Below are 15,838 nucleotides of genomic sequence, written 5' to 3'. Positions count from 1 at the left end.
AAGGTGGCCTGGCCCCCTACACGCTACCCGAACAAGCTACGTGATTTGGAAGCTGCCACGAAATGGTTAACAAATTCTAATTCACTCTGGCAAGGAGTATCGAATTTATTAAATAATTTTTCCATTTCTCTGTTTTCCAATAGGAATCTCAAAAAGGCGTTCCTCAACGTTAACATTAGGAAACAGCACTAAGTGATTCATCCGACTCGCCAATGAAAAGGTTCGAACTTCATGCCGTGGCATTTACCGACCCTTAAATCATCGGGTCTATCATTAACGATGCCCGTAAACGAAAGGTTACCAGCGGTAGGTTTTTGTTAATATCGCAGGAATTTTTTTAGCAAACCGTGTCAAAGCGGCGCGCAGGGCGGTTTCAAGTTGAGCCGGGGTCTCGCATCACGGGAGTAATGCGTATGAAGTCGCGAGAAAGTCTCGTTCGCCTGAAAGAGTTTCAGGTGAACGAAAAACGACGTCAATTGCAGCAATTGCAGATGATGATGTCCGAATTCGAACGGATGACGAAGGATCTGGAGAGCCAGATCGTCGTCGAGGAAAAGAAGTCCGGTATATCCGACCCGAATCACTTTGCTTATCCGACCTTCGCCAAGGCCGCGCGTCAGCGGGCTGACAACCTGCAGGTTTCGATCAAGGAACTGAAGATGCAGGAAGAGGCGCTGGAACTGGCGCTTGAGGAAATGCAGGCGGAATATGCAAGGGCGACGGCGCTGGAGGAACGTGACAGCGGCGCCCGCGCCGCCAGGGCCTGAGAGAAAATGCGGGCGCCGGCGTCGGCGCCCCGGGAATTGCCACAGAGAAGCCATGTATGATGGGCGTGCCGTCCGTCATACATGGCTTTTGGTGTTTCCCGCCGTTTGCGTCCGCACGCCACCGCTCCACGCGGCGACCGCTTCAGGCGTCGCGAATCAGTTCACGACATCCTGCCATTCCGGATGACGTTGCGCCTGCGCCTTGAAGAACGGGCAGAGCGGAATGATCTTCCAACCGCCAGCGCGAGCCGCTTCCACCGCGCGCAGCGCCAATGCCTGGCCGACACCCTTGCCGCGCAGGGCATCGGGAACCGCCGTGTGATCGATGATGACGAGCTTCGGCGAGGTGCGCGAATAGGTCATCTCCGCCTCGTGCCCCTCGACGTCCACGGCATAACGGCCGCCGGATGCGCCTTCCTCATTTCGAATATCCATCATCTTTCCTCGTACACAGATATTAATCGCAGCCGACGGTGACACGGTGGCGCGGTCGTGCCAAGCCGGCGGAACAGTTCCTCAGGGAGACGCAGTGTTCATGAAAAATGTCGGATCGGCGCGAGGTTTGGGGCAATGAGCGCGCTTTCGATCGTCCGCCCCGCTCTTTTCGTGGCAGCGCCGTTCCTCCTGGCGCTCGGCCTGATCTTGCCGCTGGTCCGTTTCGAGACGCTGTATTTCTTCGATCAGACCCCGTCGCTCATCGACATCGTCGTCTCGCTCTGGCAAGGCGGAGACGGGCTGCTGGCGACGATCGTCGCGCTGGTCTCGATCGTGCTTCCGTTTCTGAAGATGATCGGGATTGCGGCGGAAGCGACGGCTGCCGGCAGCGGGGCCGGGAGCCTGTTCTATCGTCGCGTCGTGCCGCATCTGTCCAAGTGGTCAATGATGGACGTGCTGCTGGTCGCGATCGTCATTGCTGCGGCGAAGACAACGGGATTGGCGGATGCCTTCACGCAGCCCGGCCTCTGGTGCTACGCCGCCTCGTCAATAATTTCGGGCCTTCTTCATTCCCTGATGGGAGATGCGTCCGGCCCGAAATAAATGGCGACGATGGCGTGCGATCAGTGGCGATATTGCTGGATGCGCGTGGTGCGCAGTCCGGCGAGGCCGTGGCTGTTGATCGACGACTGCCAGGAAAGGAATTCTTCGACCGTGAGCGTGTAACGCTCGCAGGCCTCTTCCAAGCTCAACAGGCCACCGCGAACAGCCGCGACAACCTCTGCCTTGCGGCGGATCACCCAGCGCCGCGTATTAGGCGGCGGAAGGTCCGCGATGGTCAGGGGGCTGCCATCGGGGCCGATGACATATTTCACTCGGGGACGTATCATTTCGGTCATTGGACTCTCTACACAACGCAAGACCACGAGCGCCACTCTAGCCTGCCACATTTAAAAATTGCCTAAGCCCAACGTAAGACTTTGATAACAAATTTAGATGCCCGGAGCGGCCGGTGAACGAGCCAGGCAAAATCCCGCCGGCACTCACGAGCACGTCGATCGCTTCTATGGCACCGGTGACGGCGACGAAGCGGACGGTTCGCCGATCTTCTGCGAGGAGGGATCGATTGCGGAAGGTGCGGCCGATCAGGAAAATTGCCGCCTCGACAGGCTCTTCCAGGTGCCCGGCCTGAAGAACGGCTTCGCCCTGCATTGCACGACGCTGACCTGAAACAATACATTTTCGCTACTCGAGCAGCCATGTCGGCATGGGAGCATTCTATGGCAATGCGCTGTGGCTGCGTGAGCTTCTGGAGCAGCTCTCAAGCAACAGCAATCCCGAAGATGGCTCGCCGGAAACGTCGAGCCGGCGGCAGATCCAAGCTGCGTTGTCGGCGAAACGCAAGAGCAGCGATGAGATCGCGATTATTCTCGATCTCTCGTCGCATGTGGTCGATGGTTATCTGAAGAGCGCGATGTCCAAGCCATATACGGTCAACCGCACGCAGGGTCGCCAGAACGGCACCGGCCGCCCTGAGGCAGCCGGTCCTTCTCATAAAAAGCCTAGAGCTTTTCCGGGTTAGATTGAAGCATTCTGTTGGCTCAAACGGAGTCGGATGGTCGACCGGCCGGCGCGCGTCGTAGCCCAGTTCTACGGCCAAGCCGGCCGGTCGATCAGCCGACCCGTTTCAGCCAACCCGAAGGGCCGGGCATCTTTCCGCCAGGATCAGAGGCGATCGGCTCGGACATACCTTGGGGTATGCCCGTCGCCAATCGCCTCTGCCCTGACGAAAACCTGCTCCGGCAGAATGCTTCAATCTAACCCGGAAAAGCTCTAGAGCAATTCCTAGAAAAGCGCGAAGCAGTTTTCCCAGGCAAAGCGCGAAGCGCTTTTGCCGGGAATTGCATAAATACAAAAGGTTAGAGCGGTTCTGCGCTTCCGTGGAAAGCTGAACCGCTCTTTAAAAGCCTTTTCCGCCGGTCACTTCTGATACGACGGTCCCGACGATGATGCGCATGTCCATCAAGATCGAGAAATTCCCGACATAATAAAGATCACAAGCGATGCGGGCGCGCGCCTTGGCGGGACGATCGGTCGGACCGCGCAGGCCACGCATCTGGGCAAGACCGGTCATGCCGGGGCGCATCGCGTGGCGCTGATGATATTCAGGCACGAGCTCTTCATAGAGCATGCCGCCGGCGCGCATGCCGATCGCATGGCAGCGAGGACCAACGACCGACATGTCGCCCAACAGCACGTTCAACAGCTGCGGCAACTCGTCGATATTCGTGCGGCGCAGAATGGCGCCGATACGAGTGATGCGGGGGTCGTTCTTCACCGTCTGGGCAACGCCCGAGACATCGCAAAGATCGGTGCGCATGGAACGGAACTTGTAGACCTTGATGGCCTTGCAGTTCTTACCCCAACGGGTCTGCTTGAACAGCACCGGTCCCGGGCTGTCGAGCTTGATCAGCAGGGCGACGAGGAGAAGGAAAGGGGCGAGGACGAGGAGGGCGCTCAACGACGAAACTATGTCGAACGCCCGCTTCAGGGCTAGATCCACCAACGGCACCTGGGAGGCATCGCTATGGATGACAGGGGTTTGAATCTTCAGGCTCGGCTGCTGGCGGCGGCTCGGCCGGAAGGAATCAGTCGAAATGGTGTTGTTTAATTCCGTGATGCTCAAGGATCGTACTCTGTTGTCTTCGAGGGGCGCGGCGGCAATAGGCGATCAATGGTTTGCCCTGACCAGGGCTGCACTCAGGTGTTGGTAACCCTACTAAAACGGAAAAATGCGACAATTGTGTAATGGTGTCCAGAGAAATATCGCATCGCAACAAATCTTTCGCACTTGCGTTAAGTTGAGGCAAGCTCATGATATTTCGTTAAGAATTGCAATTTCATCAAGGTTTTTAGGCCTTTGACAAAGGCTTCCATGGGGCTGTCCTCGTGTTGTTTCGACACGCGACCGACGGTTGGCAGACGGCATTTTTAACGAATTCCGACGTGAATTTTTTTGCCGGATATGTTCGGCCGTTCTCAAAATGTGTCAGAATATGACAAAATCAAGGCCGAATCGACAGCGCTCAAAACTGTGAGAGATAGAGAGTTAGGCCAGGCCATCACGCGACCACCTCGGCCAAATCACCTGCCGGTTTCTGCGAGGGTCTGCTGTGCGGCTCGAACGCGGCAGGGAATGCCGCGGCAGGCGCAGAACATCATAATGAGCGGGATCGCGCTATCACGGCATTTGCGAATGCCCGCGGACGGTCACGCCGGTTCGAGGACGCGTTTCCTGCCGCCCCAGGAGATGAACTTCGGGTTGGCAAAGTCGAAATCGGCCGCCGTCCCCGTCTTGCCATAGGTCAGCAGCGCCCCGTCGAGCGTCACCGTCGATCCCCCGGCGGCGCGCAGCACCGCATCGCCGGCCGCGGTGTCCCACTCCATCGTGCGGGTGAAGCGTGGATAGACGTCGGCCTTGCCTTCCGCCAGCAGGCAGAATTTCAGCGAGGAGCCGATATTGGTGCATTTGGAGATCGCGTGATCGGCGAGGAAGGTTCCCGTCTCCGGGCTGTTGTGACGAAGGCTTGCAAGTGCAAGCCGATCGTCGGGCTGCTCGCGCACGGCAATTGCGGTGCGCGCCCCGATGGTGAAGTCCTCGGTGACGTCGAGCCTTTCGGCACGGCCGCGTTCCCCTGAGAAGGCGAGCCCGAGCGCCGGCGCATAGACGATCCCGGCGACCGGGGCGCCGTTCTCGATATAGGCGATGTTGACGGTGAATTCCTGCCGTCCGTCGACGAATTCACGGGTGCCGTCGAGGGGGTCGACCAGGAAGAAGCCCCGGCCACTGATGTCGGGCACGTTTCCAGCGGCAACCGACTCTTCCGCCACGACGGGTATATCGGGATAATCCCTGGACAGATGGGCGAGGATGATGCGTTCGGCCTCCTCGTCGGCAACCGTAACCGGGCTTGCGTCCGCCTTCATGGCGACGGGAAAGCCTTCGCGCAAAACCGCGATGATGGCCTTGCCGGCTTCGAGCGCCGCCTTTTCAAATGTCGTCAGCATTGTCCTTTTGCCGTTCGCCGCACGCGAGCGCCCGCTGTCGCTCGTCGTCAACCATCCCTGTCGCACCAGATATCGATATGGTGGTTCTCGCCGCGCCCCGCACCCCCGATAACGCAGATTGAAGATGCTACCATAAGTTCCCGCAGCTGTCAGGCGAGGGATGGCGGCATTTACCTGTGAAATACCATTCGCAAAAACTACGGGCTCAAGGGTTGAATTTGCGCTTTCTTCCAGCCTTGTGGAATAGCTTACGCGGGAAGCGACACACGAAATCGAAGGCGCGCTTGCCGGATGGTTAACCCGGCAGCAGGTTTTGGCTAAAAATGGGTCGGTCTTTGCCGATTTTCTGTGGATTTTGGTTCAAAATGCGCCAATTAGGCCTGTTCGAACAAGAATCTGCTGGAGTAAATCCTTTTTGTCTTCACATTTTCAACGAAACCGCTATGCATGCGGCCTATGAGGTTCCTTGAACGGGGAGCCGAATAACCAAAAAGAGATGCAGCATCTTCGGCTCGCATCCAGGGGAAAACGACATATGGAGTATTTCGTCCAGCAGCTCTTCAATGGGCTGACGCTCGGATCCATCTATGGCCTCGTGGCTATCGGCTATACGATGGTTTATGGCATTATCGGCATGATCAATTTCGCCCATGGCGACATCTTCATGCTCGGTGGTTTCGCCGCTCTTATCGTCTTTCTCGTCCTCACATCCATCTTCGCAGGTCTCCCGGTGGCAATTCTGCTGCTGGCGATGCTTGTCGTCGCGATGTTGATGACGAGTTTGTGGAATTGGACGATCGAGCGCGTCGCATATCGGCCTCTGCGCGGTTCATTCCGCCTGGCGCCGTTGATTACCGCGATCGGCATGTCGATCGTGCTGTCCAACTTCATCCAGGTGACGCAAGGTCCGCGCAACAAGCCGATCCCGCCGATGGTCAGTTCGGTCTACCAGTTCGGCAACATCTCGGTATCGCTGAAGCAGATCATCATCATCGTGATCACCGCGGTGCTGCTAACGATCTTCTGGTATATCGTCAACCATACCGCTCTCGGCCGCGCCCAGCGCGCCACCGAGCAGGATCGCAAGATGGCGGCGCTTCTCGGCGTCAACGTCGACCAGACGATCTCGATCACCTTCGTCATGGGTGCGGCGCTGGCTGCCGTCGCCGGCACGATGTATCTGATGTATTATGGTGTTGCGTCGTTCGCCGACGGGTTCACGCCGGGCGTGAAGGCATTCACTGCGGCCGTTCTCGGCGGCATCGGCTCGCTGCCGGGCGCCGTTCTAGGCGGGCTGATGATCGGCCTGATCGAATCGCTGTGGTCGGCCTATTTCACCATCGCGTACAAGGATGTGGCGACCTTCGCCATCCTCGCTTTCGTGCTGATCTTCAAGCCGACGGGTATCCTCGGACGGCCGGAAGTCGAGAAGGTATAACGTCATGGCAAACATCGAGAATTCTGCAGGCAAGCCCGATGCCGGACTTGTCCGCAAAGGTCTTATCGAAGCCCTTTTCGCCGCCGTTCTCTCCCTCGGCATGTTCGTTCTCTATGTCGGCCTGAAAACCGATCAGAACATCAACAACGAGCTGATCATCGTTCAGCGCTGGGGACTGCTGGCGATCTTTGTCGCTATCGCCGCGATCGGCCGTTTCGCGATGGTCGTTTTCATCAAGCCGAACATCGACCGCCGCAAGCTTAGGAAGGCACGGGAAGGCGATCTCGACATCTCGACCGAGAAGAACTTCTTCCATCGCCATTTCCTGAAGTTCGCGCTGCTCGCGCTGGTGCTCTATCCTGTCGTGATCGTGGCGCTCGTCGGTGCTCAGGGCTCGCTGAAATGGGTCGACAATTTCGGCATCCAGATCCTGATCTACGTGATGCTCGCCTGGGGGCTGAACATCGTCGTCGGTCTCGCCGGCCTGCTCGATCTCGGTTACGTCGCCTTCTATGCGGTCGGCGCCTATTCCTACGCGCTGCTGTCGAGCTATTTCGGCCTGTCCTTCTGGGTGCTGCTGCCGCTTTCCGGCACCTTGGCGGCGCTCTGGGGCGTCATTCTCGGCTTCCCGGTGCTGCGTCTGCGCGGCGACTATCTCGCCATCGTCACGCTCGCCTTCGGTGAGATCATCCGTCTCGTCCTGATCAACTGGACCGACGTGACCAAGGGAACCTTCGGCATCTCGAGCATTCCGAAGGCGACCCTCTTCGGCATTCCCTTTGATGCGACGGCCGGCGGCTTTGCCAAGCTCTTTCATCTGCCGATGTCTTCCGCCTACTACAAGATTTTCCTCTTCTACCTGATCTTGGCGCTGTGCATGCTGACGGCCTACGTCACCATCCGCCTGCGGCGCATGCCGATCGGGCGTGCCTGGGAAGCGCTGCGTGAAGACGAGATCGCTTGCCGTTCGCTCGGCATCAACACGGTGACGACCAAGCTGACGGCGTTCGCGACGGGAGCCATGTTCGGTGGCTTCGCGGGCTCGTTCTTTGCCGCTCGCCAGGGCTTCGTCTCGCCCGAATCCTTCATCTTCCTGGAATCGGCGGTCGTTCTCGCCATCGTCGTTCTCGGCGGCATGGGCTCGCTGACCGGCATTGCGATCGCCGCGATCGTCATGGTGGGCGGTACCGAAGCGTTGCGCGAAATGGATTTCCTGAAAGCAGTCTTCGGGCCCGACTTCACGCCGGAACTCTACCGCATGCTGCTCTTCGGTCTCGCCATGGTCGTCGTCATGCTGTTCAAACCGCGCGGTTTCGTCGGATCGCGTGAACCAACCGCCTTCCTCAAGACACGCAAGGCCGTATCCGGAAGCTTCACCAAGGAGGGCCACGGTTGATGAGCCCCGTCACCAATACGATGTCGAGCGACACGCTTCTTAAGGTCGAGCACCTGTCGATGAAGTTCGGCGGCCTGATGGCCATCAACGACTTCTCCTTCGAGGCCAAGCGCGGCGACATCACCGCGTTGATCGGTCCGAACGGCGCCGGCAAGACCACCGTCTTCAACTGCATCACCGGCTTCTACAAGCCGACGATGGGGATGATCACGCTTAATCAGAGAAGCGGCAAGCAGTACCTGCTGGAGCGTCTCCCGGACTTTCGCATTACCAAGGAAGCCAAGGTGGCGCGCACATTCCAGAACATCCGGCTGTTTTCCGGCCTGACGGTTCTGGAAAATCTGCTCGTTGCCCAGCACAACAAGCTGATGCAGGCGTCGGGTTATACCATTCTCGGCCTCATCGGCATCGGCCCTTATCGGCGAGAAGCCGCAGCCGCCGTCGAGTTGGCGCGTCATTGGCTTGAAAAGGCCGATCTGATCGAGCGTGCCGACGATCCGGCAGGCGATCTGCCTTACGGCGCCCAGCGCCGTCTCGAGATCGCGCGCGCAATGTGCACAGGCCCGGAATTGCTCTGCCTGGACGAACCGGCCGCGGGCCTCAACCCACGCGAATCTGCTAAGCTCAACGAGCTGCTGCAGGGCATTCGCGCCGATACCGGAACCTCCATTCTTCTCATCGAGCATGACATGTCTGTGGTTATGGAAATCTCCGATCACGTCGTCGTCCTGGAATATGGCCAGAAGATTTCCGATGGCACGCCGGACCATGTGAAGCACGATCCGAAGGTCATTGCGGCCTATCTCGGCGTCGAGGATGAGGAAGTGGAAGAGGTGATTGCAACCGTCGAGCAGCTCGAAGGAGGCGCAAACTGATGGGCGATGCAGTCATGACGGGTCAACCGCTCCTTCAGGTGAATGGCGTCGAAACCTACTACGGCAATATCCGCGCGCTGGCCGGCATCGATGTCGCGGTCAACAAGGGCGAGATCGTCAGTCTGATCGGCGCCAATGGCGCCGGCAAGTCGACGCTGATGATGACGATCTGCGGCAGCCCCCAGGCCCGTAAGGGCTCGGTTGTCTTCGAGGGTCGCGAGATCACTCGTATGCCGACCCATGAAATCGCACGCCTGCGCATCGCGCAGTCGCCGGAAGGGCGCCGCATCTTCCCGCGCATGACGGTCATGGAAAACCTCCAGATGGGCGCGGGTCTCGACAATCTCAAATTTTTCGCCGAGGACGTCGAGAAGATCTTCACGCTCTTCCCGCGTCTCAAGGAACGTCACGCCCAGCGCGGCGGCACGCTTTCGGGCGGCGAGCAGCAGATGCTGTCGATCGGCCGCGCGCTGATGGCGCGCCCGAAGCTGCTGCTGCTCGACGAACCTTCGCTCGGCCTGGCGCCGCTGATCGTCAAGGGGATTTTCGAAGCGATCCGGAAGCTCAATGAGCAGGAAGGCCTCACCGTGTTCCTCGTCGAGCAGAATGCATTCGCGGCGCTGAGACTTTCGCACCGCGCTTATGTGATGGTGAACGGCAAGGTGACGATGAGCGGCTCCGGCAAGGAACTGCTTGCAAACCCGGAAGTCCGCGCCGCCTATCTCGAAGGCGGAAGACATTAGTCGAAGGGAGAGTTTGACATGCAGGGACTTTTCTTCGAAAGCGACGACGGCGTCCGGCTTGTCATTCGCGCCCTCGTCGTACTGATCGGCTTTTGGACGGCTTGGCGAGCCGGCAAGGCGGTGGCTGACGGCTGGAACAATTATCCGCTCGCCGTCGTCTACACCTTCCTCCTGGCCTGGGCGATGCAGTTTCTACACCATGCCCTGTTCAATGGACCGATGCTCAGCGGTCTCTTCTATGGCATCGACTTCGTGACCTTGCTAGTCTTCTCGACGGCCGGCTACCGCTTTCGCCGTACCAATCAGATGGTCAACAACTATTACTGGCTGTACGAAAAAACTTCCGCGTTTTCGTGGAAGGACAAACATTGACAGTCCGTTGAAACTAGGCATGAATTGCCTTCAGAGTGGAACAGCTTTCCTGGCGCAGTCAATGGTGGGTAATGCGCCGGGCCTTGGACCGGAACCCGCCCAAAAATTGGGAGTAACAATATGAAGAAGTCTCTTCTGTCGGCAGTGGCTCTGACGGCGATGGTCGCCTTCAGCGGCAACGCTTGGGCCGACGTCCTCATCGCTGTCGCTGGTCCGCTGACCGGCCCGAACGCCGCTTTCGGCGCTCAGCTTCAGAAGGGTGCCGAGCAGGCAGCCGCCGACATCAATGCTGCTGGCGGCATCAACGGCGAGCAGATCAAGATCGAACTCGGCGACGACGTTTCCGACCCGAAGCAGGGCATCTCGGTCGCCAACAAGTTTGTTGCCGACGGCGTCAAGTTCGTCATCGGCCACTTCAACTCGGGTGTTTCGATCCCGGCTTCGGAAGTTTATGCCGAAAACGGCATTCTCGAAATCACCCCGGCCGCTACCAACCCGAAGTTCACCGAGCGCGGCCTCTGGAACACGTTCCGCACCTGCGGCCGTGACGACCAGCAGGGCGCCATCGCCGGCAAGTATCTTGCCGACCACTTCAAGGATGCCAAGATCGCCGTCGTTCATGACAAGACCCCCTACGGTCAGGGCCTTGCCGACGAAACCAAGAAGGCCATGAATGCCGCTGGTGTCACGGAAGTCATGTACGAAGGCATCAATGTCGGCGACAAGGACTTCTCGGCCCTCATCGCCAAGATGAAGGAAGCCGGCGTCTCGATTATCTATTGGGGCGGTCTGCACACCGAAGCCGGTCTCATCATCCGTCAGGCCGCAGACCAGGGCCTGAAGGCCACGCTGGTTTCTGGTGACGGTATCGTTTCGAACGAACTGGCCTCGATCGCCGGTGACGCTGTCGCCGGTACCCTGAACACCTTCGGCCCCGATCCGACGTTGAACCCGGCGAACAAGGAGCTCGTCGAAAAGTTCAAGGCCGCCGGTTTCAACCCGGAAGCCTATACGCTCTACTCCTACGCTGCGATGCAGGCGATCGCCGGTGCTGCCAAGGCTGCCGGTTCGGTGGATCCTGAAGCCGTTGCCACGGCCATGAAGGAAAAGGGCCCGTTCCCGACGGTTCTCGGCGACATTTCGTTCGACGAAAAGGGCGATCCAAAGATTCCTGGCTACATCATGTACGAATGGAAGAAGGGCGCGGACGGCAAGTACACCTATGTCCCGCAGGGCATGTAAGCTTCGATTGCCTGTCGATAACATGATCTGATCGAAGCCCGGTTCCGGCCGGGCTTCTTTCATTTTCGGGACATCTCAATCGTGGTGCGCCTTTTCGAGGCGAGGGGCCCGGGGTTATTCGAAAGCTTGCAGCCGACATCGTGCGGGGCGGCGCGTTTCAATATCCCTCACATCTCATGCAGAACATGCGTCGCCTTCACGGCCGCCGACGCGCGGTTTTCGACGCCGAGTTTCACATAAATCTGTTCGAGGTGTTTATTCACGGTGCGTGCCGACAAACCCAGTATTTCGCCGATGTCACGGTTGGCTTTGCCCTTGGCAATCCAGAGCAGCACTTCGGATTCTCGTTGGGTGAGCGAAAAACGCTGGCGCAGCATCTCGTCGTCGCTGCGCTGGCTGGCGGCGGTGAGGCGGAAGAGATATTCATCCGGGCCGATCGCGCCGAGGAAGGCAAGCTGCAGCGCCGGCTGGCCGGCATGGGTGATTGAGATGATGCCGTCGCGCACTGCTGCCACGCGGTCACGCATCCAGCCGGCGATATGGCGGACGACGATCTCCATGCCGTCGTCACTGCCCATGGCGGCATTGACCAACCGGGTCGCCTGCGGCGTCGACCATTGGATCGCGCCATCACCCTTGACCGCCAGCAGATGACGGCCGGCAGCGTCGAGCGCAACGCGGGCGCTCTGGGCTGAGCGGGCATTGCGCAGATGGACGCGGATGCGGGCGCGCAGTTCGTCGATGTTGATCGGCTTGGTGAGGTAATCGACGCCGCCGGATTCCAGCGCGTGCACGACATGCTCGGTCTCCGTCAGGCCGGTCATGAAGATGACCGGCACCTGGGCTACAGTGGCATTCGCCTTCAGCCTTCGGCAGGTCTCGAAGCCGTCCATGGCGGGCATCACGGCGTCGAGCAGGATCAGATCGGGCGTGATCCGCTCGACGATGCCAAGCGCTGCCGTGCCTGAGGTGGCGATCAGCACGGAGAAGCCGGATTGTTCGAGCGCGTCTGTGAGGAAACCGAGCGCTTCGGGCGAGTCGTCGACAAGTAGAACGATGTCGCGAGGGGGGGCCGGCTCAGCCAATGGATTCCACCTTTTCGTCGAAGTCGTGCAGGAAGGTCATGTAGCCGGCCAGATCGAAGGCGGCCACATAGGGTCGAAGAGCCTCGGTGAATGGCCGATTTGCCTCCACCTTGGCAAGGTCCGAAAGCTTGGCTTCGATGCCCCTGATGTAACCGATCTCGCCGAGCCGCAGCAATTCCTGCACATGGGCTGCACCCGGGCCCAGCATCGGCGCTGCGGTCTTTGCAGGAGCGGCGGGGGCGTCATCGGCATAGACCCAGTTCAGGCCAAGATGCAAGGCGAGCTTGTCGCGCAGCCGGCGGATGTCGACGGGCTTGCCGATCGCATCATTGTGGCTGTCGTCGCTGTCGCTCAGAACCGTCGCATCGCCGATATTGGCCGAAAGCATCACAACCGGCGCTGTCTGGCCAGCCTCACGCAGACGCGAGACGAGCTGCCAGCCGCTCATGCCGGGCATCAGTATATCGACGAGGAACAGATCGGGCAGGATGCCGTCGATCAGCGTCAGGCATTCGGCCCCGCCTGCCGCCGTCAGCACGATGAAATCGAGCGGCGCCAGGATTTCGCGCATCATCTCGCGGTGATCCTCATTGTCGTCGACGACGACGATGGTGCGGCGCGGACCGTCGTAACCGACGATGCGTTTTTCCTGCGGCGGCGCGGCGGCGCGCATGACGGCGGACAGCATCAGCCGCACACGGAATGCCGAGCCTTCGTCCTTGACGCTCGAGACCGCAATCTCGCCGCCAAGCGTGTTGGTCAGAAGCCGGGTGATGGTGAGGCCGAGGCCGAGGCCCGGCATCGGCCGGACGCTGTCTGCCTCGCCCCGCTGGAAAGGTTCGTAGATGCGCGTCAGGTCCTTCTCGGCGATGCCGCGGCCGGTATCGGCGACGGTGAAGGTCGCAACCTGGCTGCGATAGGCGACATCGAAGGTGACGCTGCCTTCGTCGGTGAATTTGATGGCATTGGAGAGCAGGTTGACGAGAATCTGGCGCAGGCGCTTTTCATCGGTGCGGACGAATTGCGGCAAGGCGGGCGAGCGATCATGGATAAAGGTGAGCCCCTTTGCCTGCGCCTGCGGCCGAAATAGCTCGACGATCTGGTCGAGGAAGTCCTGGATGTTGATCTCGTTGGAATAAACCTGGAGGCGGCCGGCCTCGATTTTCGAAATATCGAGCAGGCCGTCGATCAGCCCCGAGAGATGTTCGGCGCTGCGGCGGATGATCTTGATCGAGGATTGGCGAGGCGCCGGGATCGTTTCGTCGCGTTCGAGGATCTGGGCATAGCCGAGCACGGCATTCAGCGGTGTGCGCAGTTCATGGCTGAGGCCGACGACATAGCGGCTCTTGGCGCGGTTGGCAGCCTCGGCCGTCTCCTTGGCGTTCTGCAGGGCGGCATCGGTTTTCTTGTGGGCGGCGATTTCCTTGAGCAGCAGGGTGTTCTGGCGCGACGATTCCTCCTCGGCGACGACGCGGCTGTCATGGGCGAGCACGTAGAACCAGCAGACAACTCCCGATATCACCGAAAAGACGAAGAAGACGACCAGGATGGTGCGATTGACGACCTCGGCCGTCTCGGGGGAGGCGGCGGCGACCTGATGTGCGATCATCGCCAGGATCGCTCCGATGGCGGCCAAGGCCAGAACGACGGCGATGCCGTAGCGGCCGAGGCGCGTCGTCAGTTTGCCCAGAACGGTTTCCGGCAGCAGAACCTTGGCGACGGTGCCGACCTGCGCATTGAAACGGGCGGCCGGCTTGCACATGTCGTGGCAGCGGCTGTCGAGCGAGCAGCAGAGCGAACAGATCGGCGCGGCATAAGCCGGGCACCATGCCATATCCTCCGGTTCGAAAGGGTGCTCGCAGACGGAGCAGGTGATGTTCGTCAGATTCTTCCAGCTCTGGCGCGGCTTGCGGGCGAGATAGAACTTGCCTTTCGTCACCCAGGCGAGTGCCGGCGAGGCGATGAGCGCGACGACGAGGCTGATATAGGGGGCAAGCGAGGCGGCGAGCGGGCCGAAGGCGCCGAAATGAACGATCAGCGACACCGTTGCCGACAGCGCCATGGCGCCGAGGCCGACCGGATTGATGTCGTAGAGGTGAGCACGCTTGAACTCGATGCCAGGGGGAGCGAGCCCCAGCGGCTTGTTGATGAAGAGATCGGCGAAGATCGTGCAGAGCCAGGCCATGGCGACAATCGAGAAGATGCCGAGCGTCTCCTCCAGCAGCCGGTAGATGCCGAGTTCCATCAGCAAAAGGGCGATCGCGACGTTGAAGACCAGCCAGATGACGCGGCCCGGATGGCTGTGGGTCAACCGTGAGAAGAAGTTCGACCAGGCGAGCGAGCCGGCATAGGCGTTCATCACGTTGATCTTCAACTGTGAGACGACGACGAAGGCCGCCATCAGCAACAGCGCGGCATTATGCCAAGGGATCATATAGCCGAAGGCCGTCAGATACATCTGCGCCGGGTCGGCGGCGCGATCGACCGGCACGCCCGAGGCCAACGTCAGCACGACCAGGAAGGAACCGGCAAGCAGCTTCGGCGCGCCAATGACAACCCAGCCGGGTCCGGCAAGGAAGACGGCGAGGCGATGGCGCCACTTGCGCCGCGGCTCCGGTGGCAGGAAGCGCAGGAAGTCGGCCTGTTCGCCGATCTGCGACATCAGGGCGAGGATGACGGCGGAAGCGGCGCCGAACTCCACCAGATCGAAATCGGCGACGGTGCCGGGCGGGCCTGAGACATGGCGGATGCCGGCAAAGGCGCGCCAGAGATCGAATTTCTCCCAGTCCATGAAGGCGATGAAGAGGAAGGGCAGGATATTCAGCACGATCCAGAAGGGCTGGGTCATCAGCTGGAACTTGCTGATCAGCCGCACGCCGTGCGTCACCAGCGGGATCACCATGACGGCGCTGACGATATAACCGATCCAGAGGGGAATGCCGAGCGCCAGTTCCAACGCGCCGGACATGATCGAGGCCTCGATCGCAAAAAGCATGAAAGTGAAGCTCGCATAGATCAGTGAGGTGATGGTCGAGCCGATGTAGCCGAAACCGGCGCCGCGCGTCAGCAGATCAATATCGACGCCGTGACGGACGGCGTATCGGCTGATTGGCAGACCGATCGCCAGCATGGCGAGCGAAGCGACGATGATGGCGTAGAAGGCGTTTGTGGTGCCGTAGGAGAGGGTGATGGCGCCGCCGATCGCCTCGAGCGCCAGGAAGGAGATCGCGCCGATTGCCGTCTGCGCGATGCGCTGCGAAGAGAAGTGGCGGGCGCTCTTCGCGGTAAAACGCAGCGCGTAATCTTCCAACGTCTGGTTGGCGACCCAGCGATTATATTCGCGTCTTACCGGAATGATGCGTTGGCGCGCTGCCATGTCTTCCTTCCGGCATTCCGGTTGGCCTATCGTCTCGGAAC

Annotated in this window: 16 protein-coding genes; 10 read left to right on the top strand and 6 right to left on the bottom strand. The window is 59.9% G+C overall.

Features of this window, described 5'->3' with window-relative positions; all coding sequences use genetic code 11:
• The first annotated feature begins 413 nt into the window (after positions 1 to 413).
• Positions 414 to 767 carry a hypothetical protein gene (locus tag AMK02_RS16800; RefSeq protein WP_011426566.1) on the top strand — a complete coding sequence of 118 codons (354 nt, stop codon included), beginning with the start codon at positions 414 to 416 and terminating at the stop codon, positions 765 to 767.
• A gap of 156 nt (positions 768 to 923) precedes the next feature.
• On the opposite strand, the gene AMK02_RS16795 is transcribed toward AMK02_RS16800, so the two are convergent.
• Positions 924 to 1,202: a GNAT family N-acetyltransferase gene (locus AMK02_RS16795; RefSeq protein WP_064804549.1), complete on the bottom strand. Its 279-nt coding sequence runs from the start codon at positions 1,200 to 1,202 to the stop codon at positions 924 to 926.
• A gap of 135 nt (positions 1,203 to 1,337) precedes the next feature.
• Here AMK02_RS16795 and AMK02_RS16790 point away from each other — a divergent pair, with 135 nt between their 5' ends.
• Complete coding sequence (locus AMK02_RS16790; protein ID WP_064804547.1) at positions 1,338 to 1,805, top strand: paraquat-inducible protein A; 468 nt, start codon at positions 1,338 to 1,340, stop codon at positions 1,803 to 1,805.
• 20 nt (positions 1,806 to 1,825) lie between these two features.
• Here the strand turns inward: AMK02_RS16790 and sciP are convergent, their stop codons facing one another.
• On the bottom strand, positions 1,826 to 2,101 hold the full coding sequence (sciP, locus tag AMK02_RS16785; RefSeq protein WP_007533628.1) for a CtrA inhibitor SciP: 276 nt from the start codon (positions 2,099 to 2,101) through the stop codon (positions 1,826 to 1,828).
• Between the two features lie 97 nt (positions 2,102 to 2,198).
• On the opposite strand from sciP, the gene AMK02_RS16780 reads away from it, so the two are divergent.
• Together AMK02_RS16780 and AMK02_RS31770 are read left to right on the top strand one after the other, a co-directional pair.
• Positions 2,199 to 2,432 (top strand): hypothetical protein, encoded by a 234-nt coding sequence (locus tag AMK02_RS16780; protein ID WP_064804545.1) that lies wholly within the window; start codon positions 2,199 to 2,201, stop codon positions 2,430 to 2,432.
• Between the two features lie 37 nt (positions 2,433 to 2,469).
• Positions 2,470 to 2,784, top strand: a complete 315-nt coding sequence (locus tag AMK02_RS31770) for a helix-turn-helix transcriptional regulator (protein ID WP_064804544.1) — start codon at positions 2,470 to 2,472, stop codon at positions 2,782 to 2,784.
• Between the two features lie 378 nt (positions 2,785 to 3,162).
• On the opposite strand, the gene AMK02_RS16770 is transcribed toward AMK02_RS31770, so the two are convergent.
• Together AMK02_RS16770 and cysQ are read right to left on the bottom strand one after the other, a co-directional pair.
• Positions 3,163 to 3,888, bottom strand: a complete 726-nt coding sequence (locus tag AMK02_RS16770; RefSeq protein ID WP_064804542.1) for a sugar transferase — start codon at positions 3,886 to 3,888, stop codon at positions 3,163 to 3,165.
• Positions 3,889 to 4,472: 584 nt separating this feature from the next.
• On the bottom strand, positions 4,473 to 5,270 hold the full coding sequence (cysQ, locus tag AMK02_RS16765) for a 3'(2'),5'-bisphosphate nucleotidase CysQ (protein WP_064804540.1): 798 nt from the start codon (positions 5,268 to 5,270) through the stop codon (positions 4,473 to 4,475).
• 535 nt (positions 5,271 to 5,805) lie between these two features.
• On the opposite strand from cysQ, the gene AMK02_RS16760 reads away from it, so the two are divergent.
• From AMK02_RS16760 to AMK02_RS16735, 6 genes are all read left to right on the top strand, one after another.
• A complete protein-coding gene (locus AMK02_RS16760) occupies positions 5,806 to 6,708 on the top strand; it encodes a branched-chain amino acid ABC transporter permease (protein WP_012484986.1) in 903 nt (300 codons plus the stop codon).
• Positions 6,709 to 6,712: 4 nt separating this feature from the next.
• A complete protein-coding gene (livM, locus tag AMK02_RS16755) occupies positions 6,713 to 8,104 on the top strand; it encodes a high-affinity branched-chain amino acid ABC transporter permease LivM (RefSeq protein WP_064804538.1) in 1,392 nt (463 codons plus the stop codon).
• On the top strand, positions 8,104 to 8,979 hold the full coding sequence (locus AMK02_RS16750) for an ABC transporter ATP-binding protein (protein WP_064804536.1): 876 nt from the start codon (positions 8,104 to 8,106) through the stop codon (positions 8,977 to 8,979). Before livM ends, AMK02_RS16750 begins: the two co-directional genes overlap by 1 nt.
• Positions 8,979 to 9,722 carry an ABC transporter ATP-binding protein gene (locus AMK02_RS16745; RefSeq protein ID WP_170965895.1) on the top strand — a complete coding sequence of 248 codons (744 nt, stop codon included), beginning with the start codon at positions 8,979 to 8,981 and terminating at the stop codon, positions 9,720 to 9,722. The genes AMK02_RS16750 and AMK02_RS16745 overlap by 1 nt, the downstream gene beginning before the upstream one ends.
• An 18-nt stretch (positions 9,723 to 9,740) precedes the next feature.
• Positions 9,741 to 10,094, top strand: coding sequence for a DUF6867 family protein (locus tag AMK02_RS16740; protein ID WP_064804534.1), 354 nt, complete (start codon positions 9,741 to 9,743; stop codon positions 10,092 to 10,094).
• Positions 10,095 to 10,214: 120 nt separating this feature from the next.
• Positions 10,215 to 11,336 carry a branched-chain amino acid ABC transporter substrate-binding protein gene (locus AMK02_RS16735; protein ID WP_038690865.1) on the top strand — a complete coding sequence of 374 codons (1,122 nt, stop codon included), beginning with the start codon at positions 10,215 to 10,217 and terminating at the stop codon, positions 11,334 to 11,336.
• A 167-nt stretch (positions 11,337 to 11,503) separates the two neighbouring features.
• On the opposite strand, the gene AMK02_RS16730 is transcribed toward AMK02_RS16735, so the two are convergent.
• Both AMK02_RS16730 and AMK02_RS16725 read right to left on the bottom strand, forming a co-directional pair.
• The gene (locus tag AMK02_RS16730; protein ID WP_064804532.1) at positions 11,504 to 12,421 is read right to left on the bottom strand and encodes a response regulator transcription factor; all 918 of its coding nucleotides are present in this window, start codon (positions 12,419 to 12,421) and stop codon (positions 11,504 to 11,506) included.
• On the bottom strand, positions 12,414 to 15,797 hold the full coding sequence (locus AMK02_RS16725) for a hybrid sensor histidine kinase/response regulator (protein ID WP_064804530.1): 3,384 nt from the start codon (positions 15,795 to 15,797) through the stop codon (positions 12,414 to 12,416). The genes AMK02_RS16730 and AMK02_RS16725 overlap by 8 nt, the downstream gene beginning before the upstream one ends.
• Between the last annotated feature and the right edge of the window lie 41 nt (positions 15,798 to 15,838).

The organism is Rhizobium sp. N731 (assembly GCF_001664145.1).
GTDB classification, from domain to species: Bacteria; Pseudomonadota; Alphaproteobacteria; order Rhizobiales; family Rhizobiaceae; genus Rhizobium; species Rhizobium esperanzae.
This window is presented reverse-complemented; position numbering and strand designations above follow the sequence as displayed.

What these genes read in the sequence shown, in the direction of transcription:
- AMK02_RS16780 (WP_064804545.1), top strand. Translation starts at nt 2,199, where the DNA reads ATGCCCGGAGCGGCCGGTGAACGAGCCAGGCAAAATCCCGCCGGCACT.
- AMK02_RS16740 (WP_064804534.1), top strand. Translation starts at nt 9,741, where the DNA reads ATGCAGGGACTTTTCTTCGAAAGCGACGACGGCGTCCGGCTTGTCATT.
- AMK02_RS16760 (WP_012484986.1), top strand. Translation starts at nt 5,806, where the DNA reads ATGGAGTATTTCGTCCAGCAGCTCTTCAATGGGCTGACGCTCGGATCC.
- AMK02_RS31770 (WP_064804544.1), top strand. Translation starts at nt 2,470, where the DNA reads ATGGGAGCATTCTATGGCAATGCGCTGTGGCTGCGTGAGCTTCTGGAG.
- AMK02_RS16725 (WP_064804530.1), bottom strand. Translation starts at nt 15,797, where the DNA reads ATGGCAGCGCGCCAACGCATCATTCCGGTAAGACGCGAATATAATCGC.
- AMK02_RS16795 (WP_064804549.1), bottom strand. Translation starts at nt 1,202, where the DNA reads ATGGATATTCGAAATGAGGAAGGCGCATCCGGCGGCCGTTATGCCGTG.
- AMK02_RS16745 (WP_170965895.1), top strand. Translation starts at nt 8,979, where the DNA reads ATGGGCGATGCAGTCATGACGGGTCAACCGCTCCTTCAGGTGAATGGC.
- AMK02_RS16790 (WP_064804547.1), top strand. Translation starts at nt 1,338, where the DNA reads ATGAGCGCGCTTTCGATCGTCCGCCCCGCTCTTTTCGTGGCAGCGCCG.
- AMK02_RS16800 (WP_011426566.1), top strand. Translation starts at nt 414, where the DNA reads ATGAAGTCGCGAGAAAGTCTCGTTCGCCTGAAAGAGTTTCAGGTGAAC.
- AMK02_RS16735 (WP_038690865.1), top strand. Translation starts at nt 10,215, where the DNA reads ATGAAGAAGTCTCTTCTGTCGGCAGTGGCTCTGACGGCGATGGTCGCC.
- cysQ (WP_064804540.1), bottom strand. Translation starts at nt 5,270, where the DNA reads ATGCTGACGACATTTGAAAAGGCGGCGCTCGAAGCCGGCAAGGCCATC.
- sciP (WP_007533628.1), bottom strand. Translation starts at nt 2,101, where the DNA reads ATGACCGAAATGATACGTCCCCGAGTGAAATATGTCATCGGCCCCGAT.
- AMK02_RS16750 (WP_064804536.1), top strand. Translation starts at nt 8,104, where the DNA reads ATGAGCCCCGTCACCAATACGATGTCGAGCGACACGCTTCTTAAGGTC.
- livM (WP_064804538.1), top strand. Translation starts at nt 6,713, where the DNA reads ATGGCAAACATCGAGAATTCTGCAGGCAAGCCCGATGCCGGACTTGTC.